This window comes from Halobacillus sp. 12SKB (assembly GCF_052941655.1).
Map to the genome: position 1 here is coordinate 1,805,684 of NZ_JBRFWR010000001.1, position 23,621 is coordinate 1,829,304.

Sequence of the window (23,621 nt, forward strand, 5' to 3'; positions counted from 1 at the left end):
GAAGGAAGAATTATTCCTCCTTCACGAAGCGATACACCTTTCTCGGTCTCCCGCGTTCGCCCGATTGTCGTTCACCTGCCTGTTCCACAATATGGACGCGCTCTAGTTCTGTCAGGATCCTTCGTCCATTTCGTTCGGTACTTTTCAACCATCGGGACAAGTCTTGAGATGAGAAGTGATCCCGGTGATACTGCCTGGAATAAGCCAGAAGCTTGGAAATCACCCCTGGGCTTAAATTCGCTTCTTTCATCTTGTTTTGCAGGGTATGACCGATTTCGGTCGTATGATAACTTAAGGTCTTTTGCTGCTGTTTCAATGAGATGGATTGATCTTCATCCACAATGAGGAGCAGCGGTTCTTTTTCTTCTTTGATATGACGGAAACCGATGCGGACATGATTTTCAGCTTGTGATACGGTTTCACCAAAACCGATGGACACGCGAGCGGTTAAATTGGTTTGCAGACGGATGTCTTCAATGAGAGTAAAAAGATCAGCTTCTGATTCTTCACTTAATTCCCCCCGTGTCGTAAAGATGAAAAACAGTCCATCTCCGAGTTGCATGACAGATCCGTTCGTTTGTTCTGCAAAGGAAAGTAATTGACGACGCACATCGAGCTCTTGATATTTCGTTTTGAACGAGTAGTAGTTTTCTTCTGAGTGGGAGGCATTCATCTCGACACGACAGCCGATGATGGCCACTTGTGAATTGCGGAAATGTTTAGATTGGGCGCGCTCCTCTAAGAACTGAATGAGCATTTTAATCGATAAATAAGAGGGGGTCACCCGGAAAACAGGAATGTTCTTTTCTTTCAATTCTTTATATACGGACTTAATGGAAGTGATGACGACTTCTGTTTTTCCTTGTTCATACAACTGGCTATGAAAAGCGGTCAGTTCATCGGTGTGGCGGACCTTCTCGAATGGAAAGTTTTCGTATTCAAGGGCGTCCAGTTGGTAATAGGACAAAATCTTATCAAACTCTTCATTAGCAATCGTATCGATGCTGACTTTCCGGTAAACGTGATTCGTCGTCAATTGAGCTTCCAATAATATTCCGAAAAAGCTGGAACCGTGAAGAGGAGGGTAAGCACTCTCCTCTTCCGTAATCAAGCCATTTTCTATCGCATAGGTGTGGTTGAGGACGCCTGAGAAGAACCATTGATCGACTTCATGTCGGTGCTCTTTCAGGATATCCGTGACGTCCGATAACTTTTCATAGGCAAATGGGTAGAAGGTAATTTGCTTAAATTCCTCGGCGACATACATGACTTGCTCGACGGAATCCTTCGGGCCGATGACTCCTATCTTTGTTTTCATTGGTGATCACTCGCTACGGATTCCATATAGGCTGCCAGCACATGCGTCCCTTTATTTAAGTCATCAATGGATGCATATTCTCTAGGGTGGTGGCTGATCCCTTCCCGGCAAGGGATGAAAATGAGTCCCGATGGCCAGCGCTTCGCCATATTCATCACATCATGACCGGCCCCGCTGTCCATGGCATGAGCACGGTAACCGATGTTCTCCGTGATTTCCTGAAGCTTCTCTTGAATGGAAGAATCAAGATGGACAGAATCATTGTCCACGAGCGTATGGACATGAACCGTTACATCCTTAGATTCTTGAATCGTTTCACAATAGCTGCGGATTTGGTCGGCAAGTCCTCTTTTCAGCTCATCATCTACGCTTCGGATGTCGATTCCTAATTGGACTTCTCCTGGAATGACATTCATGACGTTCGGTGAAAGTTTCACTGTACTTGTCGTCGCGACAATCGGGGTCTGCTGTTCCTCATTCAGCTTACGTGCTTGTTTTTCCACATAAGTGATGATGGGTGCGGCAGCGACAAAGGCATCGGCACGGTTGGTCATCGGTGTCGTTCCCGTGTGGTTGGCCATCCCTTTCACGGTGACCTGCAATCTGACAGGGCAAGCGACTCCACGAACAATCCCGATTTCTGCTCCGTTGTCTTCAATTTGGGTCCCTTGCTCGATGTGCAATTCAAGGAAGCTTTCTAGATCGGCTGGAGATTTTTCGGCTTGATCGATGGCATCCCAGGATAATCCATAAGATTCTACGGCTTCTTTCACCGTTATGCCGTCAGCATCCACAACACTGCCGAGCTCTTCCTTATCAATCATTCCGGCTGTCGCCTTGCTTCCTACGGTGGAGACGCCGAAACGTGCCGATTCTTCGGAAGCGAAACAGACAATATCAATGTTTTTTTTCGGTTGGAAGCCTTTATCTTTCAGAAGTTTGACGGCAGCCAAGCCTGTCAGTACACCGGCAGCTCCATCGTATCCACCGCCACTACTGACGGTATCCAGGTGGGAGCCGGTAGCAATCGTCGGTGCATTCTCATCGTTTGCTTTCCATCGAGCCCATAAATTTCCGGCCTCGTCCTGGCTCACATCAAGGTTCAGTTCATTGGCTACTTTTCTAAAAGCTTCGTGGGCCTGTTTTTCTTCATCTGTATAACTGAGTCTTGTGAATCCGTTCTCTTCATCCATGTATTCGGTAACATTGAGTTGTAATAATTTTTCTTCTAACCATTGCTTCATTGGATACTTCCTCCTCTTAAGACGTGAGCATAGGCAGCGAGTGCTACAGGTAATACTTTTTCTTCAAAATCAAAGGTTGGTGAATGGTGGTTGGATGGCAGGGATGTACCAAACAGCATGTACGTTGCTTTTCCTCCGTGCTCCTGAACCGCATTCATCATGAAACTGGCATCCTCGGACCCTGACACATAAGCGACAGGATCGATTTGGTGGATCAAGGAACTTTCTGCGCACTGTTTTTCAATGAATGGAATCAAGGAATCATCACAGCGCATTCGCTCCGTTTCCCCGACAAATTCGATATCGACGCTTACATCATACATGGAAGCGGTAGAATGGATGATGCGTTTAGCTTCCTGCTGCATGAATTGATGGATGCCCTCTGATTCTCCTCTTGTTTCAATCTCCATATACCCACGGTCGGATATAATGTTCCGACCGCTTCCTGCAACCAGTTTTCCTACATTCACTCGGCTTACTCCTTCACTGTGCCGGGGGATGGCATGCAGTTGGGTGGCAGCGGTTGCAGATGCAAGTAACGCGTTCCGCCCATCCTCAGGTTTCATACCCGCATGGGAAGACTGGCCGCGGAAGGTCACGTTCCATTTGGAAGAAGCCAGAAAGCCTTGCGTTGTTGCGGCGATGGTACCTACAGGGAGGGAGTTGATTCCGATATGGCCGGAGTAGAATTGGTCAACTCCGGCCAACCATCCTTGGTCCACCATCGCTTTTGCCCCTCGGCCGCCTTCTTCTGCCGGCTGGAACAAGAGGGTAAACCTGCCGACAAGGTGTTCTTGAAATTGAGCTATCAGATGGGCAAGCCCGAGCCCTATCGTTGTGTGTCCATCGTGCCCACATGCATGCATGACGCCATCCTGCTTAGAACGGAATTGACGATCATAAGGAATGTGGTCTTTGTCAGATGCTTCCAAGATCGGGAGAGCATCGATGTCAAAACGAAAGGCGAGATGAGGGCCGTCTTTTCCAGTGTCCCACTGAGCGACCACTCCGGTGTGGCCTCCTGCCATCCGGTCGATCCACTCCGGTGGTACACCATTTTCAAGGGCTTGCTTCTCTGCCTTTTGAAAATCATGAGGCTCAGGAATACCGTACCTGGAATCGCTTTTGACCGCTTCTTTTCCAATATGGGTGAGGAACCCGAGTTTTTCTAATTTCTTGCCGACTTTGTACGAGGTTTGATATTCAAGAAAGCCGAGTTCCGGCTGCTGATGAAACTCGCGTCGCCATGAAGTTAGTTGTGGCTCAAGTTCTTGGATGAAAGAATCAAAGGAATCAATCACTATTATCCCTCCTTATTGGATAGAGACTGTAACGTGTCTAAAGCAACTTCCGCTAATAAGCGGCTTCCCATAGGCAGGGCTCTTTCATCCAATTGGAACCCTGGATCATGAAGCGGCTTTTGTTCAGATGCCTGCTCGATTTGTGTTCCAAGCCAGAGGAAAGCCCCTGGGTATTCAAGTAAGAAACGTGAGAAATCTTCTCCCGCAAGCGCAGGCTCGACTTCAGGTGTCGCATTTTCTCCGAAAAGTCTTTGAGCTGTTTTACGAGCTTGTTGAGCGTAGGCTGGTGTATTAATGGTCGCTGGGTAACCGTCCAGGTATTCAATGTCGACATCCGCATCGAATGCATCCGCTGTTTGGTTGAGAATCGTATGGAAACGATCTTTGATTTTTTGTTTCACTTCAGGTTTGTAAGTCCGGATCGTGCCTTCAATCGTCACCTCTTTAGGAATGACGTTGTAGCGGTGTCCGCCTTCAATCCTTCCGATGGTCACGACTGCGGAATCCAAGGGGTTGATGTTACGACTGACAATGGTTTGCAGGCTTGAAATCATCTGATTCGCAACGATGATCGCATCGTTTCCTTCGTGCGGCATGCTCGCATGTCCGCCTCTTCCAGTAACTGTAACTGTGAAGCGATCTGATGCGCCCATCATTTCCTTGTCGCGAATCCCCATCTGACCAACAGGTAACCCCGGCCACACATGTTGTCCGTAAATCACGTCCGGTTTGTACTCCTCGAATACCCCATCTTCCATCATCGGACCAGAGCCCCCGGTAGGTGAGGCTTCTTCTGCTGGTTGAAAAACGAGAAGGACCGTTCCTTCGATGTGCTTTTGGATTTGTTTAAGGGCATAGCCAGCACCAAGAAGCATGGCGGTGTGTGCATCGTGACCGCACGCATGCATGTTTCCATCTACTTGTGAAACGAAATCATGGTCGTTGGTTTCCTGAATAGGGAGAGCATCCATATCAGCCCGTAACGCAACTGTTCTTCCGGGCTTTCCGCCTTCAATGATCCCAAGCACACCTGTGTTTGCAAAGCCGTTCTTATAAGGAATTTCGTATTCTGTGAGTTTCTCTTTTACGAGAGCAGAGGTGTTCACTTCTTCCCCGCTCAATTCTGGATATTTATGCAAGTGTCTTCGTATTTGATAGATGTCATTTTCAATTTCATTGATGTATGATTGTAAGGTTTCCAAAAAGGACACCCCTTCATTGTTATTTTGGACATTGTCCTTAAATGTTCCGTTATTTATGTACTATAACAAAACTTTCATGAAAATGCATCATGTCTTGACGAATTTTCTGAAATTTCCTTTTGTAATTTACTGAAGTTGTACAGCTATAAAGGATCAGAGGAATGGGGGAAAGTAACGGGTGGAAATTGTTAGCATGGGGATTTTTATTACATTGTATTTATCGGCTAAGAAGGGTTTCTTCCAGTAGAAGTCTAGCGGCTATCGAACACTTAGGTATAAAAGCTGTGCTGTGTCCCTTCTTTGTGTGCGGGAGAAGAGGAGTGTACTACCACAGAGAGTGCCTTCCATAATGGCGCTAACATGAATGTTTGAATAATGATGAAGGTGGGTATAAACGAAACATTTCAAATCTCTGGATAGTGTTCATTTTAAAAAGTGAAAGATAGGTGAAAAGATGAACGTGCGCCAAGTCTTATTTTTAGCTGGATGGATTGCTTTTATATCCTATGCACTATTCCTTGCCCCGGACGGTAACCTCGGATACTTGGATCAACTGTTAACGATGGATGAACCAGATCCTTTCTTATTGATGGTGTTCAGCTTTCTCGGGATCTATCCACTCGTTTTTGTGGCTCTGCTTATAGGGGAAGATCACGGCCGTCTACCGTTATGGCCATTCCTTTTAGGGATGTTCATGCTAGGGGCATTTGCATTGATGCCCTATTTTTTCTTGTCAAAGGCAAGGGAGATTAAAAGAGGAAGAATCCCGGACTGGTTCGTGAAGATCTTCCATACTCGTTTTTTCATTTTTGTTCTTATGGCTGTAACTGCCGTTTTATTATGGCATGGGCTGGGCAATGGAGACGATCAGGCGTATTGGCGTGCTTTTCAAACGTCTAACTTTGTCCACGTAATGACCATTGATTTTATGGTCTTAACCTTGTTGTCTATTTTCGTGATCTATTGGAAGGAACGTAGGGATGGAAGAGCAACCCACCGACACTGGATGGGGGCAATCCCTATATTCGGAGCGCTTGTCTATTTGTTGCTGCTGAAAAGGGAAGAGTAGTATGATTTTTATTTGGTATTGAATGTTTGAGATGTGAGAAGGCTGGGTACTTATATCCTATGAAATCATAAACCGTCATTTTTCTACAATTTTCCATACCATCCTATGCTTTATGAAAGGAGAACGAAAATGAGAGAAGATATGCTAAGAGTGTTGGACCAAAGAGATTTGCTTGTTAAAGAAAACAAGAGGCTCCAGGAAGAGTTGGAAGTAGAGCGAACCAAGGTACAGCAGTTGAAAAAAGAACAAGAGCAACAAGATAGAAAACCATCGCTTTCGACGATGGGTGCCTAGACGAATACATGTTATGAGAACTCAAACGGTGAAAATGAATTTTCACCGTTTGAGTTTTTTTTGTCTCATCCTTTCTTCATTTACCACAACATCTTTACAATTCCCTCTGTTTCCAAATCTCCAACTAGTATGCTTGTGGTGTATAGCCTCCTCCTTTTTTGTTCTATATAAAGAATATATTTTTTCTAAAAAAGATGATTTTAAATGAAAATAGAAGTAAAACTGAGGTTAACCGCCGTTTATCGTTCTTTATAAAGGTATTTCGCTCTTTTTAAGGTTTCCTTAATAGGGGGGGTGGATATATAATCATGCTATAACATTCTCAATAAAGAACGAAAGGTAATTGTGAAGAACATGAAAAGTTTTGAAAAAGGGGTGAGATCCTCTGGAGCCTAGGGATGAAAAACTTAGAAGGCGGCGTAAAAACAGAATGGTAAAGACAACGAAGCACATTACATGCAGTGTAGCAATTACTTCACTGATCGTCGGTACGAGTTCACAAGTTGTTGGTAATACATTAGGAGCCTTTAGTGATTCGGATAAGGATTCATCAAGCATACAGGCTTGTGAAGTATTTCCCGGATACATAAATGAACTGTTTTCAGACGTGAAAGAAGAGCTACTTCTCTTTAATAGTGATTTGAAAGACATTCCGGATATTATCGTCTATACAGTGTCCAATGAGAAATTGGATGGCTTATCGGAATATTCCGATAAACAGATGAAAGAGGAAGTAAAACGCCTGGAGGATAGTTTTACTAAAGTAGATAAATTACAAAACGAACACTTGCAGCTGGATGAAAAACTGAAAGCTAAAAAAGAAAAACTCATAGAAAGAGCTCATACCATTTACAAATTATTCAATAAAATATCCCAGCTTCCAGACCAGACGACAGCCTCCTGTCTGCAGGGTGAATATCCTTTGGCCGTACATGAGTTAAAGGAGCTGATTCTCAATAGCGGCTTGAGTCATAGCCAAATTGAAAACCTTTTAGTTTATTACCATACCAATCAATTTCGAGAAAAGAGTTCTCCTTACATAGGGGAATCCGTTTGGAAGGAATTTAAAAATTCAATTGAAGAGACCTTCTCTTCTTCCATATCCCAATCAGAAATGAACAATAAAACATTAAAAGAACAAAAGGAACAGGTGAAAACAGAAATCACTTCCGTGCTAGCTATGATTAAGCAATTTGAAAAAGAGAAGGAAGCTAAGGAAGAAGCAGAAAAAGAGAAAGAGTCAGAAGAACAAAATGCCAAAAAGGAGCAGGAAGAACAGCAAGATATTCAGATAGATGCTGCAGATGAATCTTCTAAAGAGGAAGAAGTCAACCAAGAAGATGGAATCACGGAAAATGAAGAGGGAAACAAAGAAGATGAACCAAGTGATGCGGAGACCTCTTCCAGCGATGAACAAACTCCTGAACAAGATACAGAGCAACCAAAAGATAAACCAGTAGAAGGTGCACCTAAAGAGAAAGAAAAATCAATAGATGAAAATTCCTCCTCTAAAGAAAATCAAGAGGTAAAGAGTCAGGAGGACAAGAAGAATGATTCCTCCAACAAAGTTGGAGAAAAAGAAGGAGAGTCACCCAAACAAGGTCAAGCCCCTTCCAAAGAAAAAGAAGATGAATGATATAAAAAAGGAGAAACATGATGAAAAATGCGCTGAGTACTCTCATAACATTTCTATTGTATGGCATCTTAATCTTCATGGTTGTCATTGTAGCCATTTCTAAAATTTCTGGCGGTGAATCCACTTTCATGGGGTATCAATTAAAAACCGTCCTTTCCGGCTCCATGGAACCTACGTTTCAAACAGGATCAATTATTGCGATAGAACCTACTGAAGATGGAACCCAATATCAAGAGGGCGACGTTATTACATTTATTCGTGAGGAAGGCGTTCTCGTCACTCACAGAATTATAGAGGTTAAAGGATCAGGCGAAAATACCAGCTATATCACTAAAGGTGACAACAATGATGGTGTTGATCTTGAACCAGTGCTAGCAGCCAATGTTGTTGGAAAGTATGTAGATTTTACAATTCCTTATATCGGTTATGTAATGGACTTTGCTAATTCCAAATTAGGATCTCTATTACTGCTAGTCGTTCCGGGACTCGGGTTATTTGGATATGGATGTATCTCTATCTGGAAAGAAATTTCCAAGCTGGAAGATAACAAAGAGAAAGAATCTGCTAAAGCTTAACGGTTGTACTCCTTGTACATAAGCAAGGATTCAATATAAAACACATATTTTTGAGGAGGAAGTTTGTTATGGGTTTGAAAAAGAAATTAGGTTTGGGTGTTGCATCAGCGGCTTTGGGGTTGTCTTTGGTAGGTGGAGGAACGTTTGCCTACTTCAGTGATACGGCTGAGGCAACAAGTACGTTTTCTGCCGGAACTTTGGATTTATCTGTAGATCCAACTGAGATTGTGAACATTGGGGACTTAAAACCTGGCGATACTATGTTAAGAAACTTTGAATTAATCAATGGAGGTAGCTTAGACATAAAAAATGTAGTACTTACTACTGACTATACTGTTAATGGGAATGGGAATAATGGTGGAGAAGATTTTGGTGAACATATCAAAGTTAATTTTATGTGGAATGCGGATAAAACTCCATTGCTTAACCCTAGTGCTGGAATAGTGGTTTGGGATACCACATTGGCTGAATTAAAGGCGATGGATCCTGAAGTTGTTGAGGATAAATTCGAACGTATCTTTGGAGATCGTTGGGGTACCAAAGGTTTAGTGACTGGTAGTAATGATTTTCTAGCAGTACAATTTGAATTCGTTGAAAATGGTGAAGATCAAAATAAATTCCAAGGAGATTCTCTAAACCTTGAATGGACATTCACTGGTATGCAAACAGATGGTGAAGCTAGATAAGTTAAACCAAAAGGTGGGGTTTATCCCACCTTTTTTTACTAATCTTAAAGGAGAATACATATGAAAAACTCCCCTATCTTTCTTAAAATCTTCAGCATTTACAGCATATGTATTCTTGTCTTCGTCTTCCTCCCACCGATTGGATCAACCCAGGCATCAGAAAATGCTTCGGAAATCGATCTATCAACCTCCCACGAACGTATTATAGATATCGAGAACTTTAAACCGGGTGATTATGCTGTCCGAACATTTGCTTTGAACAATAACGGCACAGAAAAACTACAATACACCGTGACCTCCTCACGTAAAAGTGGTTCAGAAAAATTGTATGACCAGTTAGCCTTTACCCTTGCAATTGAAGGTGAGGAAGTATTTTCGGGATATCTACCAGATTTTGAAAAAATATCTGGTAGGAAGCTTGAAGCTAACGGTTCTAATGAGATGACCTTGAAGATCGAATTTCCATACGAATCAGGGAATGAATTTCAAGGATTGGCAACGGAAATAGTTTTTACTTTTTTCGCAGAAGGTGATGTCCCACCTGTGTCCATACCGGATGAGGGAACTGATTCTCCCCAAAGACAGACAGGTCAGCAGGTTGTACCATCTGAAGGAGGAGTGCTACCACAGACAGGAGAAGAATCTCCGTTTCATTATTATCTTGTGGGTGGACTATTATTAACATTGGGTACGTTCCTTTATATTCGTAGTTTCCTTAGGAAGAAACAAGGTGTTGTCAGAGCAGAATCGTCTTAGGATTTTGCTCTTTTTTCTTAGGAGTGGTGAAAATGAAATGGCTGGCATTGGGAATCATCCTCGTGGGATTGGGTGTCATCAGTTATCCGTTTGTCGAAAATCAATGGGCTTCTTTTAAAAAGGACCAATACATCCAACAATTTGAATTGGGAGAACGAAAACCTCCTCCCTTCCTTAAGGAGGATGACCAATTAGAAAAAGTGAATCACATTCTTGAAACAGGGGATAGCGGTGCTCGCTTTTTTACAAAAGGGGATGGAGATGCTTCTGTCACAGGAGCAATCGAAATTCCTGGGATTCAATTGAAACTGCCTATTTTCCAGGGGGCCAGTGAATACAATTTAAAGTATGGGGTGGGGCATATGAATGGGACGGCTCCCATTGGCCATAATGGTAATGCCGCATTGGCTGCTCATAGAGGCTATAGCCACGGTAAACTTTTCAACCGATTGGATGAGCTCAATAAAGGTGATTCGATTTTGGTTACTACGACAGAGGGAGAGTTTGAGTACGAAGTCAAGAAATCTTTCCTTGTTACACCTGATGATCTAACGGTGCTGAATCAACCAGAACAGGAAATAATGATGACTCTGATTACTTGTGACCCTATAAAGGATCCCACTCACCGTTTAATAGTTAATGCTGTATTAATAGATAAAAAAAGCAGTACCAATAAACAGTAAAGAATAGAAAGGAGAAGAGAATGTGAAGAGACGATATAAAGGCGTATTCATTATCGGCGGTGTAGTCACATTGGTTGCATTAGGGGGAACGATCTCATTTGGAGAAAAGCTCTTAGGAAGTGGAGGTGACACACCTGTTGAAGTTCAGCAGGAAATGTTAGAAGGGAAAGAGGTATTTAAACAATCTATCCAAGCCATGACTCAATTGCAAAGTTTTCATATTATAGGGGAGAGAATAAAGGAAGATGGACAGTCGCAACTAATTTTAGAAATGGATGTCTTATTAGGGGATGCACCGAAAATTCATTCCAAATCTAAACTGCCCGGTGAGAATGGGGCAGGTCAAGGAATTGAAATTTACTTGAATGGCGACCGGATGTATATGAAGACTACTAATGAATGGATGATGCTTCCGGGGGGAGGGGGAGACTTTGGGAAGCTGAAAAATATAAACGCGGACCAAATGGATGAAATTTGGGAAGATCGCGAAGTGTTGGAGGTCGAGGAAAGTGGAGGCAATTATATCCTTTCCCTTCAGGACGGCAACCCTCTCCCGGATTTTGTTTCTAGTGAAACCATGGGGGCACCTAACACAGAAGAAAGTCAGTCCACAGAAATCGTGATTGAAAAAGAAACTTATCATATCAAAGAAGTGGTAGTAAAACGTAATTCTGAAAAGGTGTCGTATACGATAAGTAAAATCAATGCTATAGATAAAAATTCTTTTCCAGAAAAAGAAATAGAGAACGCTTCCAATTTCCTGGATGAAGCGCATTTCAATAAATAAAGTTTCATTGAGAAGCAGGATTCCGGTTTATGCTATGGTCAATTTTTTTAAAAGCTTAGGCCACAATCATCTGATGTTTTTTGTATGATTTATAAGAAGCGCAGCATCAACGTTTTCAGTTGATGCTGCTTTTTTAATAGAATTTAAAAATGATAAGACCCATCATGGGAATAAAGGGAGTGTTGAAGTTATTAAGACCAGCGAAGGCAGTATACAAATAAGTTGTAAGTTTAAAAAGGTATGGTTATTAAATTGCTCCTACCCTCTTTGTGAAGTGGATTCTATGCATCAACCTTCAGTTGTTGTCTTGCAAAATCACGATAAAGCGTATGTTTCTGGAACAACTCCTCGTGGGTACCAATCCCTGTCACTTTTCCTCTCTCTAAGAAGACAATTTGGTCAGCATCGACAATCGTGGAGAGACGATGGGCGATGACGAGTGTCGTGCGTCCTTTCATTAAATTCTTCAAAGCCTGTTGGACAACGATTTCTGATTGGCTGTCGAGGCTTGAAGTGGCTTCGTCCAGCATGAGGATTTCAGGGTCTCTTAATAGGGCGCGGGCAATCGCGATGCGCTGTCTCTGCCCACCGGACAACTTGATGCCCCGTTCACCAACTTCCGTATCATATCCGTGGGACAACGATTGGATAAACGTATCCGCATAGGCCATCTTTGCTGCGGCATGAATTTTTTCTATAGGGATATCCTTGTTCAGTCCATAGGTTAAATTGTCTCTAATGGTACCTGCATAAAGTGGACTTTCCTGAGATACGTAGCCGATCATCGTGCGCCAGGATTTAAGGGTGTAAGTTGAAATGGGTTCTCCGTCATACTGAATATTTCCGTCAGAAGGGGAGTAAAACTGTTCGATCAGAGAGAACAGCGTCGTTTTCCCGCTCCCACTAGGGCCGACAACGGCCGTTACCTCTCCTTTCTTTGCTGTAAAAGAAACGTTCTCTAATATAGGTTCTTCAGGCTGGTAGTTAAATGATAACCGATCCACGACCAGACTGTGGTCGAAAGACTCCACCTCACGTCCAGTCTGCAGATCTTCCCCGTCCAACGATAAAATCGAAAGCACTTTTTCCGTGGCCCCGACAGTCTTCTGGAATTGGGTCGTGAATACGACAATCTGTGTAATCGGCATGATGATTTGGAACAAGTAAATGAAGAAAGCAGCGAGCTCACCTGGTGTCATGGCTCCTGAAGTTACCCGGACACCACCGAAGCCAATGATCAAAACAAGCACAACAATGATCAGCGAAGAAACAAGGGGCGACATCAAAGCCTGGATGACACCTTCCCGTAATCCGAGGGCATACAATTTCTTAATTCCTGATTTTCCTTTGTTCCACTCCCGCTCTTCGGCATTAGAAGCTTTCACAAGGCGTATTTCTGATATGACCCGGGTCAAATGAGCAGAAAAGCCGGCGGTTTCTTTTTGCAGATTACGAGAGATGTTCGCCATCTTTTTGCCGATCGGAATAAGGAAAAGAAGAGCTAACGGAATAATGGAAAACATCACGAGCGTTAACGGCCAGTCCAAGTAGAAAAGAATGACGATTGCTCCGACGACGGAAATGATCCCGGTAATGAAGCCTGTGAAATGCTCGGTAATCAGGTTTTTGATGACACCTGTATCGTTCGTCATCCGACTGACCGCATCTCCGGTCTCATGAGAATCATAATAAGACACCGGAAGGACGAGGAGCTTTTTCCATAACTGTTCCCGCAATGAAGCAATGATATGCTGTCCGACTTTGGCAAGGAAATAAACAGACACCCCACCTGCAAGGGCTTGGACAAAGAAGGCAATAATGATGCCTGCGATCATAGTTGTATTTAAATTATTCAGATCAAAATTGTCGATTAACTGGCTGGCGAGTAAAGGGATTGCAAGACCTGCCATTGTTGTGAGTAAACTTAAGAATAATGCAATTGAGAAAATCAGTTTGGGTGGATGGGTCGCACGGATTAATTGAAAAAGTTGTTTCCATTTCGGCTGCATGTTTGTCATCACCTTCAAAAAATAGGATACCTCTATTATAACGAAACTTTATCGATCACTAACAATTCTTCCATATTCTCCATACTCTTTTGCTTTTAGTCACGATAAAAATTACGCACGTTTTTAAGTTCTTTGCAAGTAGTTAAGGGAAAACGTACCACCTGGATATCCAATCATGATGAGCTGGGAGGTCAAATCCAGCAGCCCGTACATAACTGACGGGTTGTCTCTTACTCCCTGGATGTCATAGGCTTGAACAATCATGACAGCCGCTTCTGCTCTTGTAATCTCCTTCTCCTTACTTCGTGAAAAGTAGGGAGGAATTTTAATGTTTTAAACGTATTAGTATGGTAAAAGGAATGAGGGAATTTATGATAGGAGTGAGTGAACGTATGGAAAATAAAGGTCACCCATCCATTGAAACCATCTACAACCATTTACATGAGCACCCGGAGATCAGCTGGCAGGAAAATAATACGACCGATTACATAGAAAGACAATTAGGAAAGACGAGCTTCAAAGTTCAACGTTTTGATGATTGTCCTGGATTGGTCGCAGAACTTGGTCAAGGAGAACCATGTGTGGCTCTCCGTGCAGACATGGATGCTCTTTGGCAGAAAGTGGACGGAGAATTCAGGGCCAACCATTCATGCGGCCATGATGCCCACATGTCGATTGTGCTTCATGCTCTTTTTGCGTTGGAAGAAAAACAAGCGGAATGGCAAGGGACGTTGCGCGTCATTTTTCAACCGGCAGAGGAAACGATTGAAGGCGCTCTTGCTATGGTAGAAAAGGGGGGCGTGGATGATGTGGATTACCTTTTCGGTCTCCATTTGAGACCAATCCAGGAGTTGAGGTCAGGAGAATTTGCCCCAGCCATTCGGCACGGGGCTGTACGATTCCTCCAAGGGCGGATAGAAGGAGAAGACGCTCATGGAGCGAGACCGCACCTAAATAAAAATGCCATTGAATTAGGAGCAGAATTGGTTCAGCTGCTTAATAACATCCACGTGGATCCAATGGTCCCACACTCCGCTAAAGTGACCTCGTTTCACAGCGGAGGAAAAAGTACAAACATTATTCCAGGTCAAGCGACGTTTTCCATTGATCTAAGAGCTCAGGCGAATGAAGTGATGGATGAATTAGCGGCTAAAGTAAAATCAGTCTGTGAGGCACTATCAAACTTGCATGGTGTGAGTATTCAAGTGGAGGAGAAGGGGAAAGTTCCGGCGGCAGTGGTCAGTAACGAAGCAGCCGGTTATTTGGAACGGGCTATTCTTAAGGTCATGGGTGAAGATGCTTTAAAAGCAACCATTCAAACGACCGGAGGGGATGATTTTCACTTTTACACGATACAGAGGCCTGAGTTGAAGGCATCAATGCTTGCCGTTGGTTGTGATTTGCAGCCAGGGCTGCATCATCCTCATATGACATTTGATCAAAGCGTCATGACTGATGCATTTCGTGTTTTAGTAGAGACGGTCATTGGTGTTTTGGGAAACAGATAAGAAGTCACTGTGCATTCTTTTGTTTCTGTTGGAAAAGCATGTGGTAAACAATGTAAGAATATGAACTTTTCCAAGGGAGATGTAAAAGTGATGAAAAAGACACAGTTAGGAAAGTCAGATTTACAGATAAACCCGATCGGACTTGGGACAAACGCTGTCGGTGGCCACAACATTTATCCGAACTTGGATGAAGAAGCCGGAAAAGACGTAGTCCGCACAGCTTTGAATCATGGCATGAATTTCCTGGATACCGCTTATATCTATGGACCTGAACGTTCCGAAGAACTGGTCGGAGAGGTTATGAAAGAGTATAAAAGGGATGACATTGTTCTTGCAACGAAGGGAGCTCACCAATTCAAGGGAGAAGATGTCGTGTTTAACAATGATCCTTCCTTTTTGAAAAAATCGGTGGAAGACAGCCTTCAACGATTGAGCACGGACTATATCGACCTCTACTACATCCATTTCCCTGACGAGGAGACACCGAAGGATGAAGCGGTGGGTGCATTAAAAGAGTTGAAAGGTGAAGGGAAGATACGGTCCATTGGGGTTTCCAACTTCTCGGTGGAGCAACTGAAAGAAGCCAACAAAGATGGCTATGTTGATGTCATCCAAGGGGAGTACAATCTGTTCAAGCGCGAAGCGGAAAAGGAAATGCTGCCTTATACGGCTGACAATCAAATCTCATTCGTCCCTTACTTCCCATTTGCCTCCGGTCTTCTGGCTGGAAAATATGATGAGAATACGACGTTTGATGATTTTCGTGCGAAGAACCCTCTTTTCCAGGGGGAGAACTTTAAACAGAATTTAGCTAAAGTCGATCAGTTACGTCCTATAGCGGAAGAAAAAAGAGTAGAGGTTCCTCATATTGTGTTGGCCTGGTACTTGAATCAGCCATCTATTGATGCCGTCATTCCTGGTGCGAAGCGTACGGAACAGGTGGTTGATAACTTGAAGACGTTGGATGTTCAGCTTTCGGATGAGGAAATCACAAAGATTGATTCGATCTTTTCATAAATATAAAAGCCTGCTACTATTAGCAGGCTTTTTTGTTTTTACATATGATTTTCCTTTATATGTTTCCAGATCAGATCACTTTTTTCTTTAGTAACGGAGAATAACGTTTGGTTGAACCCAGGGCAGCCGTTTTATTTAAGTTGGAAGCATGAACTACATCATCTACTCCACGATAAAGGTAGCCGCCAATCCTTCTTCCACTTCTGTATCAGAAACACCCAGACGCTTGATGATTCGGTGTTTTCCTTTTTCAAGATCATAGGATTCTAGTTTGACAGTATGGACGGTTGATTCCTTTGGAAGTAGAATATATTCCATAGCTACGACTGCTTCTGGTCCTTCGACCGTCTTCCATGCCTCATTCTCATAAGATTGAATGATGAACCTGGCCCCATAACTTAACCTGGAAGGACCGAAATTGGTGATTCTGAAATCCATCGTGTCGGTGGGAGAGTAGGAAGTCTTGTCGATAGAAACTTCTGCATTCACTTCAGGCTCTGGTGGTACATAGACAATACCGACATAAGTATCGATGACCTCTCCTTTCCTGTTGATCATCTCGGCACTAAGGGAATAAAGTTGGTCTCTTTTATTCGGAAGGGTGGTGACGAGTCCTTTTTCGCCTTCTTCGTACGTCACTTCTTTTACTTTATCTATTTTCTTTAATTCTTTCGTCCGTTCAATCAGTTCTACTTTGACTGTATGTCCTTCTGGAATCCCTTCAATGTATGTCCCTTGTTCTTCTCCAGGATGGTTGATTTGGAAATCAGCAATTGGGGCGATCATATTGCTGCTGTTAAACCCTTCCCCTGTTTTAGGACCATATCCTGTTTTTTCAAAGATTTCTTCTTCTGTGTAAGGAAAGCGTTCCGTGAACATATACTCACTGGAATCAGGTTCTCCCATTTGACTGGGAATCGTATCACTATATGGATTCCCTGAAGTTTCTTTAGTTGTCATGCTTTCATAGATCCATAACCCAAATACCGCAAAGGTGCAGATGGTTATGATGCTTAGCAGGGTTTTTAGCACAGAAACACCCCCTTTTCTTTAATTGTATCATATGGAATATATTACTAGGTTTGGAGTTTGTTTGGGGATCTTATGTTAGAGTAAATGTAAAGCGTCGTTAACTAAGAATGGAGGCTCTTATGCAGAAATACTTGGAAGGAACAGGGATGACCGCATTTTTTTATGTTCTTGTTCTGATGGTTGGGTACTTTGTGGACACACGATTTGTGGGCGGATTTGAGGTATCGGGTATCTTCATTGGAGCACTCACTGTAACCATCCCCTATGTCCTGTTGGGCGTGTTTTCGAGTATCATTCTTGGGGAGAGAAGTTCGTTGAAAAGTGTGATTACTCTAGGTGTTTTTGTCATTGTAGCGGAAAGATTAGCTGTCTATCTTATAGGATATACTCACGTCCTGCGGGATGTTGGACCAAGAGAGCCTATGTGGTCGATTGGGCTGCCCTATTACACCCCCGTTTATATATTTTTTGGTGGGGTTGTTAGTCTGCTGTTATACATTATGGTGGCGAGTCTTCAATCAAAGAATGTGAAAACCGTATAATAATAGAGAGGATAAAGAAACTCCTGGATGTTTCTTTATCCTTTTTTTTATGAGGAAATATGAGTCTAGGAGTTTTTAGAAGATGAAAAATTCAGAAATTAGCAATCTCTCGAATCTTCTCCTATGTTACGATAGATTGAGATAACGTTTTCATAGGTGGAGATGTCATTGAAAGTTTCCCTGCGCACGAAAATTATGGTGTTGATTTTGTCGTTACTTGTTCTAGTGATCGGACTGTTATCCGGTGTTTTTGCCTATATGGAAAAACGAGATGTCGAAGACCAAATGGGCCAGCTCGCCCTCCAGGTCGCGAGTACGGTCTCTTTTATGCCTTCCATTAAAGAAGCGTTTGACACAGAGAACCCCTCTGAAGTCATTCAGCCGATTGCTTTGAGTGTGCAGGAGGAGTCCGGGGCAGAGTTTGTTGTGATCGGAAACGAGGACAGCATCCGCTATGCCCATCCCGATGAGTGGAAAATCGGCAGGCGTATGGTCGGTGGAGATAACGAACGGGCGCTGAAGAATGGAGAATATTACATATCGAAAGCAGAAGGTACGCTTGGTCCTTCCTTAAGAGGGAAAGCGCCGATTATTGGTGAGAACGGGGATATTATTGGCATCGTTTCGGTCGGCTTTTTGTTGGAGGACGTTCGATCCATTGTGTGGAGTAAGCTCGAGAACGTCTTTGGTGTCGCAGTCCTTGTTTTAGTAGTCGGGGCTGTCGGAAGCCTTTTACTGGCGCGGAGTATAAGAAAAGATACGCTCGGCCTCGAACCTTATGAAATCACCTCCTTTTACCAAACGCGTGAAGCCATTCTTTCTTCTATTAAAGAAGGGATCATATCCATTGATGCAGCGGGCCGGGTGACGATGATCAATCAGTCGGCGATTGATCTTTTGAACTTGTCAGAGGGGGCCGAGGGGCGTTTGATTTCTGAGGTCTTTCCGAATACGCAAATGCTGAAAGTGCTTGAAACAGGAAATGCGACCAGGGACGAAGAGATGGTTTTGCTGGATAAGGTCGTCATCGTCAATCGAACTCCGATTATGCATGAAGGACAGGTAGCCGGAGTCGTTTCCAGTTTTCGTGATAAGACAGAGGTGAGGAACATGGTCCAGACTTTATCCGAAGTAAAAAGGCACTCGGAAAGTCTGCGCTCCCAGACGCATGAGCATGCCAACAAGATGTATGTGCTGCTCGGTCTTTTGCAGTTAGGGAAACAGGAAGAGGCGATGGGAATGATCGAAGAAGATTTCCATATGTCGCAAAAGCATCAAACTTTGATTTTTGATCGAATCCAGGATGAAACGGTTCAGGCCATCCTGACGGGGAAAATGAGCGCGGCTTCAGAGCAGAAAGTGGAGTTTATTATTCAAGAAGATTCGGAGTTAGGGCGCGTTCCTCCACATATCACAAGGACGGAGTTAGTCACGATGTTAGGAAACATGATCGACAATGCTTTTGAAGCAGTGAGTGGTCAAAAGGAAAAGCGAGTCGAATTTTTTGTGACGGATGTTGGTCATGATATCGTTTTTGAAGTGTCAGATAACGGACCGGGCATCCCTGAAGACGTGTACACTTCTCTGTTTGTCCGAGGTTTCTCTACGAAAGAAGGAGATCATCGGGGGTATGGTCTTCATAATGTGAGAGAGATTGTCGAGCGGTTGTCTGGAACGATGGAAGTGGATAATAGTGCCGATGGTGGTGCCGTTTTCTCAATTTTTTTACCAAAACATACAGGAGGTGGACCTGGTGAAGGTGATGATCAGTGAAGATGATTTCAGAGTGGCTGAACTGCACGCGCAATTTTTGAGAGTGGTGGATGGTGTAGAAGTTGTCGGGAAGGCTTTGAATGCTGAAGAAACGTTAGAGATGCTCGAGGAAGAACATCCGGATCTTCTTTTGTTGGATGTGTATATGCCTGATCAGCTTGGCGTCGACCTCCTGCATCACATTCGTTCGATAGCACCACAAACGGATGTGATCATGATCACGGCCGCAAAGGAAAAAGAGGTCGTGGAAAAAGCATTGAAGTATGGCGTGTTTGATTATATTATCAAGCCGATTACAATGGAGCGTTTTCAGGAGACGATTGAAAGCTATCGGGCACGGAAAAATCGTATGTCACAAATTGATACTTTTGATCAAGCGACCGTCGATCAGTTGATTAAATCTTCCAATGAAGCGGCTGCCACTTCCATTACTGTTCCAAAAGGCATAGACCCGCTTACCCTTGAGAAAGTGGAAGGGATGCTTTCGGATGCTGGAGGAAGTGGATTAACGGCTGAACAGGCAAGTGGTGAGATGGGAGCTTCAAAAACCACAGCTCGTAGATACCTTGAGTACTTGATCAGTATTGGGAAAGGCAAGGCAGAGATGAACTACGGAAAAGTCGGCAGGCCTCAGAGAAAATACTATAAAGGGTAGAGCACAGAGAAGACTCGTCGAAATGACGAGTCTTTTTTTGGTTTAAACGGAGGAAAGATTAAAAAAGGAAGAAACTGTAAGACCTGGTCACCCAAGAATTGGGTGACCAGGTCTTACAGTTTCTTCCATATTAACAGCCGTGAATTTTATTTGGTTAATTGGTTTTATGCTTTTAATTTTGATTATTTTGAAAACGGTTACATTTTTGGGTGTTTCTTATAAACTATCATCAAATAGCAAGAAGAGAGGGGACTCATTATATGAAGAAGCATTTATGGATGATTGGTAGTTTATTGATTGTTTTGTTCTTAGCTGCTTGTGGCGGCGACTCTTCGGAAACGAGCGGAGACGGCGGCGATGGTGAATGGACGCCAAGCAAGAATATTGAAATTGTCGCTCCTGCTGGTGCCGGCGGTGGTTGGGATACGACGGCCCGCTCTGTTGGAAAGATTCTTGAAGAAGAAGGAATCACCGAGCAGAACGTCGGTGTCGTTAACAAAGAAGGTGGCGGTGGAGCTGTTGGTTGGTCTTACATAAACAGTACGAACAACCCGCACAACATTTTCGTTTCTTCTCCTCCATTGATTTTCGTTCCATTGAACGGACAGTCTGATTTGTCTCACGAAGATTTCACACCACTTTCCAACATGATTGCGGATTATGCAGCATTCGCTGTCGCAGATGACGCAAAGTGGCAGGACTTGAAAGAGCTATTTGAAGATATGAAAAACGATCCTTCCAGCGTAACGGTCGTTGGAACGTCTTCCCCTGGTTCTATGGACCACATGCAGTTCGTCACCATCGCTAAAAAAGCAGGTGTCGACATCCAAAAAATCAAGTACGTTTCTGCTCAAGATGGCGGAGGGATGACACAGATCCTCAACGGTAGTGCAGACGTTTATTCAACTGGAATTGCTGAAACAGTCGAACAAGTGAAAGCAGGAAAAGTTCGTGTACTAGGAATTACAGCAGAAGAACGTCTCGAAGGAGATGTTATTGAAGACTTCCCGACAGCAACAGAACAAGGCATCGATGCCACATTCGTTAACTGGAGAGGTTTCTTTGGACCTGGAGATATGACGGAAGGACAAGTCGCTTATTATGAAGAAAAGCTGAAAGAAGTCAGTGATTCGGAAGCATTTGCCAAGATCCGTGACAACTATGGTTGGGATGAAATGTACATGGATAGTGAAGAGTACAGTCAGTTCCTGGATGAACAAAGAGAGGAACTTGGCAGCTTAATGGAAGAGCTTGGGTTGAATCAATAATAGATAGAAAGGGTCTGTACGCAGGCCCTTTTCTATTAGATTGAAGGTGATGTTCTTGCTGAAAACGTTGAACCAGAAAGTGAGTATCTTCTTGATTTTGTTCGCTGCTGGTTATCTTTATTTGACCTATAACTTAAAGGAATACCCTTACGTGCCAGTAGATTCGGATTTTGTTCCAAAGATCCTCGGCTATTTATTGATCATTCTTGCAGTCTTTTTATTCTTTGATAAATCCTCAGAGACAGAAGAGGAAAAAGAAAAACGTCAAGTACCGAAAAAAGAAATGCTCTTTTTACTCGCGGTTGGGGGCATGATTTTTCTTTACATTTTCCTATTAGAAATCATCGGTTTTGTTTTGAGTTCTATGCTATTTATTATTGCCTGTTCCTGGTTCCTGGGGTACAGAAAGCTCGTAACCACTATCCTCGTTGCGGTTCTATTTCCACTGATTATGTACCTTTCGTTCAATTATTTACTACAAATCCGTCTCCCACAAGGAGTTTTACCATTTTAAAAGGAGGTGAGTCACCATGGGTGCAATGGAAGGATTAATGCAAGGAATACAGGTCGCGTTCAGCTGGCAGGGGATTTTGTTCGTTCTGATTGGAGTCGTTGCCGGCACGCTTATTGGAATGATGCCCGGCCTTGGTCCGATCAGTGCAATTGCAATTATGATTCCGATCACATATGGAATGGACCCCTCTGTCGCCTTAGTGATGATGGCGGGTGTCTATTACGGGGCTGTATTCGGTGGATCGACGTCCTCGATTCTCTTGAACGCACCTGGGATTTCAGGAACAGTAGCCACATCCTTTGACGGCTATCCGATGGCGCAGAGAGGAGAGGCCGGCAAAGCATTGGCGATTGCAGCGATATCATCCTTCGTCGGAGGTACGGTTTCCGTTGTTCTTTTGATGTTGTTCGCTCCCGCCTTATCTGCAGTCGCGGTTTCATTCGGTCCGCCTCAGTATTTTGCCCTCATGTTCTTAGGTCTGACGGCTATTGCAAGTCTATCCGATGGCTCAACGATCAAAGCTTTGATCACAGCTACCGTCGGTTTTATGGTGGCGACCATTGGGATCGACGGCCAGACGGGGACAAGCCGTTTTACATTCGGTAACCCGAACTTACTGGAAGGGATCGATTTTCTTGTCATTGCTCTTGGGTTGTTCGCACTAGCTGAGATTTGTTTTCTTGTGAAAAAGCGGAAAGATCAATCACTGCAAAATCAAGGCGACATCGGAAGCTTGAAGCTTAGCAAAGCTGATTTTAAAGAGATGAGCGGACCGATGAGCAGGCAGTCGTTCCTCGGTTTCATTCTTGGCGTTTTGCCAGGAGCTGGCGCGACAATTGCTTCATTTATCGGTTATATTTCAGAAAAGAAAATCGCCAAAAATCCGAAAGAGTTCGGGAAGGGATCAATCAAAGGGTTGTCTGCACCGGAAACGGCCAACAATGCAGCGACCAGTGGTGCCTTTGTTCCTTTGCTGAGCCTTGGTATACCAGGGTCCGGAACGACAGCCGTCATGTTAGGGGCTTTTCTCGTCCTGGGTATTCAGCCGGGACCACTCCTGATGGCGGATCGTCCGGAAGTTTTCTGGGGCATCATTGCTAGTATGTATATCGGAAATATCTTTTTATTGATTCTGAACTTACCACTCATTCCATACATCGCAAAAATATTGAAAATCGCACGTCCCATGCTGATCTCCCTAGTCGCGATCTTCAGTTTGATCGGTGTTTATGCGATCAGCTTCAGTACCTTCGATTTGTATCTATTGCTGATCTTTGGTTTTGTCGGCTATTTAATGAGATTGTTCAGTTTCCCGGCAGCTCCGTTCATCTTAGCTTTCATTCTCGGGGGTATGATGGAGCAGTCACTAAGACAATCACTTACGGCCGCAGGTGGAGACATGATGATTCTCATCTCCGACCCAGTATCCATCGGACTTTACATCGTAAGTATTCTGTCGTTCGTTGTTCCGATCATTCGTAATCGCAAAAATAAACAAGCGGATCATGCAGAAGAAGAGTCGAATGCTTCCTGATCAGGAAGCATTCGGCTTTTTTAGGGTGAAGACGAGCTGGTATCGCTCAAATGGGATTGGAAATCACTCAAATTAGGTAAAGAATCACTCTGCCCGAGCAGGATATCAATCAAAGTCAAAAAAGCACCTATTTCAGAGCCAAACCGCCTTTATAATTCAAATATAATATGAAAATTTTTTTCAATCTATTGCAAATAAGAGTGAAAACGCTCACACTA

The 23,621-nt window shown here is 43.6% G+C and carries 23 protein-coding genes; 16 read left to right on the forward strand and 7 right to left on the reverse strand.

What is annotated here, in order from left to right:
- Nucleotides 1–10: 10 nt before the first annotated feature.
- Genes ACQ4XT_RS08695 through ACQ4XT_RS08710 form a run of 4 tightly spaced genes read right to left on the reverse strand, consistent with a single transcriptional unit; the run spans nt 11 to nt 5,065 of the window.
- Nucleotides 11–1,318 carry a hypothetical protein gene (locus ACQ4XT_RS08695; RefSeq protein WP_446853344.1) on the reverse strand — a complete coding sequence of 436 codons (1,308 nt, stop codon included), beginning with the start codon at nt 1,316–1,318 and terminating at the stop codon, nt 11–13.
- Nucleotides 1,315–2,562 (reverse strand): M20 family metallo-hydrolase, encoded by a 1,248-nt coding sequence (locus ACQ4XT_RS08700; RefSeq protein ID WP_446853345.1) that lies wholly within the window; start codon nt 2,560–2,562, stop codon nt 1,315–1,317. Before ACQ4XT_RS08700 ends, ACQ4XT_RS08695 begins: the two co-directional genes overlap by 4 nt.
- Entirely contained in the window at nt 2,559–3,863 is a 1,305-nt protein-coding gene (locus tag ACQ4XT_RS08705; protein WP_446853346.1) for an amidohydrolase, read from the reverse strand. Before ACQ4XT_RS08705 ends, ACQ4XT_RS08700 begins: the two co-directional genes overlap by 4 nt.
- Nucleotides 3,864–3,865: 2 nt before the next feature.
- Nucleotides 3,866–5,065 carry a M20 metallopeptidase family protein gene (locus tag ACQ4XT_RS08710; protein ID WP_446853347.1) on the reverse strand — a complete coding sequence of 400 codons (1,200 nt, stop codon included), beginning with the start codon at nt 5,063–5,065 and terminating at the stop codon, nt 3,866–3,868.
- Nucleotides 5,066–5,519: 454 nt separating this feature from the next.
- Here ACQ4XT_RS08710 and ACQ4XT_RS08715 point away from each other — a divergent pair, with 454 nt between their 5' ends.
- The 8 genes from ACQ4XT_RS08715 to ACQ4XT_RS08750 all read left to right on the forward strand — a co-directional run bounded on the left by ACQ4XT_RS08715 (nt 5,520) and on the right by ACQ4XT_RS08750 (nt 11,551).
- On the forward strand, nt 5,520–6,134 hold the full coding sequence (locus ACQ4XT_RS08715) for a hypothetical protein (RefSeq protein WP_446853348.1): 615 nt from the start codon (nt 5,520–5,522) through the stop codon (nt 6,132–6,134).
- Between the two features lie 129 nt (nt 6,135–6,263).
- Nucleotides 6,264–6,428 carry a hypothetical protein gene (locus ACQ4XT_RS08720; RefSeq protein ID WP_446853349.1) on the forward strand — a complete coding sequence of 55 codons (165 nt, stop codon included), beginning with the start codon at nt 6,264–6,266 and terminating at the stop codon, nt 6,426–6,428.
- A gap of 430 nt (nt 6,429–6,858) precedes the next feature.
- Nucleotides 6,859–8,064, forward strand: coding sequence for a hypothetical protein (locus ACQ4XT_RS08725; RefSeq protein WP_446853350.1), 1,206 nt, complete (start codon nt 6,859–6,861; stop codon nt 8,062–8,064).
- Between the two features lie 17 nt (nt 8,065–8,081).
- Nucleotides 8,082–8,639 carry a signal peptidase I SipW gene (sipW, locus tag ACQ4XT_RS08730; protein WP_446853351.1) on the forward strand — a complete coding sequence of 186 codons (558 nt, stop codon included), beginning with the start codon at nt 8,082–8,084 and terminating at the stop codon, nt 8,637–8,639.
- A gap of 68 nt (nt 8,640–8,707) precedes the next feature.
- The gene (locus ACQ4XT_RS08735) at nt 8,708–9,325 is read left to right on the forward strand and encodes a TasA family protein (RefSeq protein WP_446853352.1); all 618 of its coding nucleotides are present in this window, start codon (nt 8,708–8,710) and stop codon (nt 9,323–9,325) included.
- 60 nt (nt 9,326–9,385) lie between these two features.
- A complete protein-coding gene (locus ACQ4XT_RS08740; RefSeq protein WP_446853353.1) occupies nt 9,386–10,081 on the forward strand; it encodes a TasA family protein in 696 nt (231 codons plus the stop codon).
- Between the two features lie 32 nt (nt 10,082–10,113).
- Complete coding sequence (locus ACQ4XT_RS08745) at nt 10,114–10,764, forward strand: class D sortase (RefSeq protein ID WP_446853354.1); 651 nt, start codon at nt 10,114–10,116, stop codon at nt 10,762–10,764.
- A gap of 22 nt (nt 10,765–10,786) precedes the next feature.
- Nucleotides 10,787–11,551 (forward strand): DUF6612 family protein, encoded by a 765-nt coding sequence (locus ACQ4XT_RS08750; protein WP_446853355.1) that lies wholly within the window; start codon nt 10,787–10,789, stop codon nt 11,549–11,551.
- Between the two features lie 281 nt (nt 11,552–11,832).
- Here the strand turns inward: ACQ4XT_RS08750 and ACQ4XT_RS08755 are convergent, their stop codons facing one another.
- Entirely contained in the window at nt 11,833–13,569 is a 1,737-nt protein-coding gene (locus tag ACQ4XT_RS08755) for an ABC transporter ATP-binding protein (RefSeq protein WP_446853356.1), read from the reverse strand.
- Between the two features lie 114 nt (nt 13,570–13,683).
- Nucleotides 13,684–13,824, reverse strand: a complete 141-nt coding sequence (locus ACQ4XT_RS08760) for a hypothetical protein (protein ID WP_446853357.1) — start codon at nt 13,822–13,824, stop codon at nt 13,684–13,686.
- A gap of 128 nt (nt 13,825–13,952) precedes the next feature.
- Here ACQ4XT_RS08760 and ACQ4XT_RS08765 point away from each other — a divergent pair, with 128 nt between their 5' ends.
- Both ACQ4XT_RS08765 and ACQ4XT_RS08770 read left to right on the forward strand, forming a co-directional pair.
- Entirely contained in the window at nt 13,953–15,068 is a 1,116-nt protein-coding gene (locus ACQ4XT_RS08765) for a M20 peptidase aminoacylase family protein (protein ID WP_446853358.1), read from the forward strand.
- Between the two features lie 60 nt (nt 15,069–15,128).
- The gene (locus tag ACQ4XT_RS08770) at nt 15,129–16,085 is read left to right on the forward strand and encodes an aldo/keto reductase (protein ID WP_446853359.1); all 957 of its coding nucleotides are present in this window, start codon (nt 15,129–15,131) and stop codon (nt 16,083–16,085) included.
- A gap of 162 nt (nt 16,086–16,247) precedes the next feature.
- On the opposite strand, the gene ACQ4XT_RS08775 is transcribed toward ACQ4XT_RS08770, so the two are convergent.
- Nucleotides 16,248–17,117 carry an immunoglobulin-like domain-containing protein gene (locus ACQ4XT_RS08775; RefSeq protein ID WP_446853360.1) on the reverse strand — a complete coding sequence of 290 codons (870 nt, stop codon included), beginning with the start codon at nt 17,115–17,117 and terminating at the stop codon, nt 16,248–16,250.
- A 119-nt stretch (nt 17,118–17,236) separates the two neighbouring features.
- Between ACQ4XT_RS08775 and ACQ4XT_RS08780 the strand changes: the two genes are divergently transcribed.
- From ACQ4XT_RS08780 to ACQ4XT_RS08805, 6 genes are all read left to right on the forward strand, one after another.
- Nucleotides 17,237–17,659 (forward strand): hypothetical protein, encoded by a 423-nt coding sequence (locus ACQ4XT_RS08780; RefSeq protein WP_446853361.1) that lies wholly within the window; start codon nt 17,237–17,239, stop codon nt 17,657–17,659.
- Between the two features lie 162 nt (nt 17,660–17,821).
- A complete protein-coding gene (locus tag ACQ4XT_RS08785) occupies nt 17,822–19,432 on the forward strand; it encodes an ATP-binding protein (protein ID WP_446853362.1) in 1,611 nt (536 codons plus the stop codon).
- A complete protein-coding gene (locus ACQ4XT_RS08790; RefSeq protein ID WP_446855627.1) occupies nt 19,422–20,087 on the forward strand; it encodes a response regulator in 666 nt (221 codons plus the stop codon). Before ACQ4XT_RS08785 ends, ACQ4XT_RS08790 begins: the two co-directional genes overlap by 11 nt.
- Before the next feature lie 260 nt (nt 20,088–20,347).
- Complete coding sequence (locus tag ACQ4XT_RS08795; RefSeq protein WP_446853363.1) at nt 20,348–21,355, forward strand: tripartite tricarboxylate transporter substrate binding protein; 1,008 nt, start codon at nt 20,348–20,350, stop codon at nt 21,353–21,355.
- Nucleotides 21,356–21,404: 49 nt separating this feature from the next.
- A complete protein-coding gene (locus tag ACQ4XT_RS08800) occupies nt 21,405–21,869 on the forward strand; it encodes a tripartite tricarboxylate transporter TctB family protein (protein WP_446855628.1) in 465 nt (154 codons plus the stop codon).
- 16 nt (nt 21,870–21,885) lie between these two features.
- Nucleotides 21,886–23,403, forward strand: coding sequence for a tripartite tricarboxylate transporter permease (locus tag ACQ4XT_RS08805; RefSeq protein ID WP_446853364.1), 1,518 nt, complete (start codon nt 21,886–21,888; stop codon nt 23,401–23,403).
- The last annotated feature ends 218 nt before the right edge of the window (nt 23,404–23,621 follow it).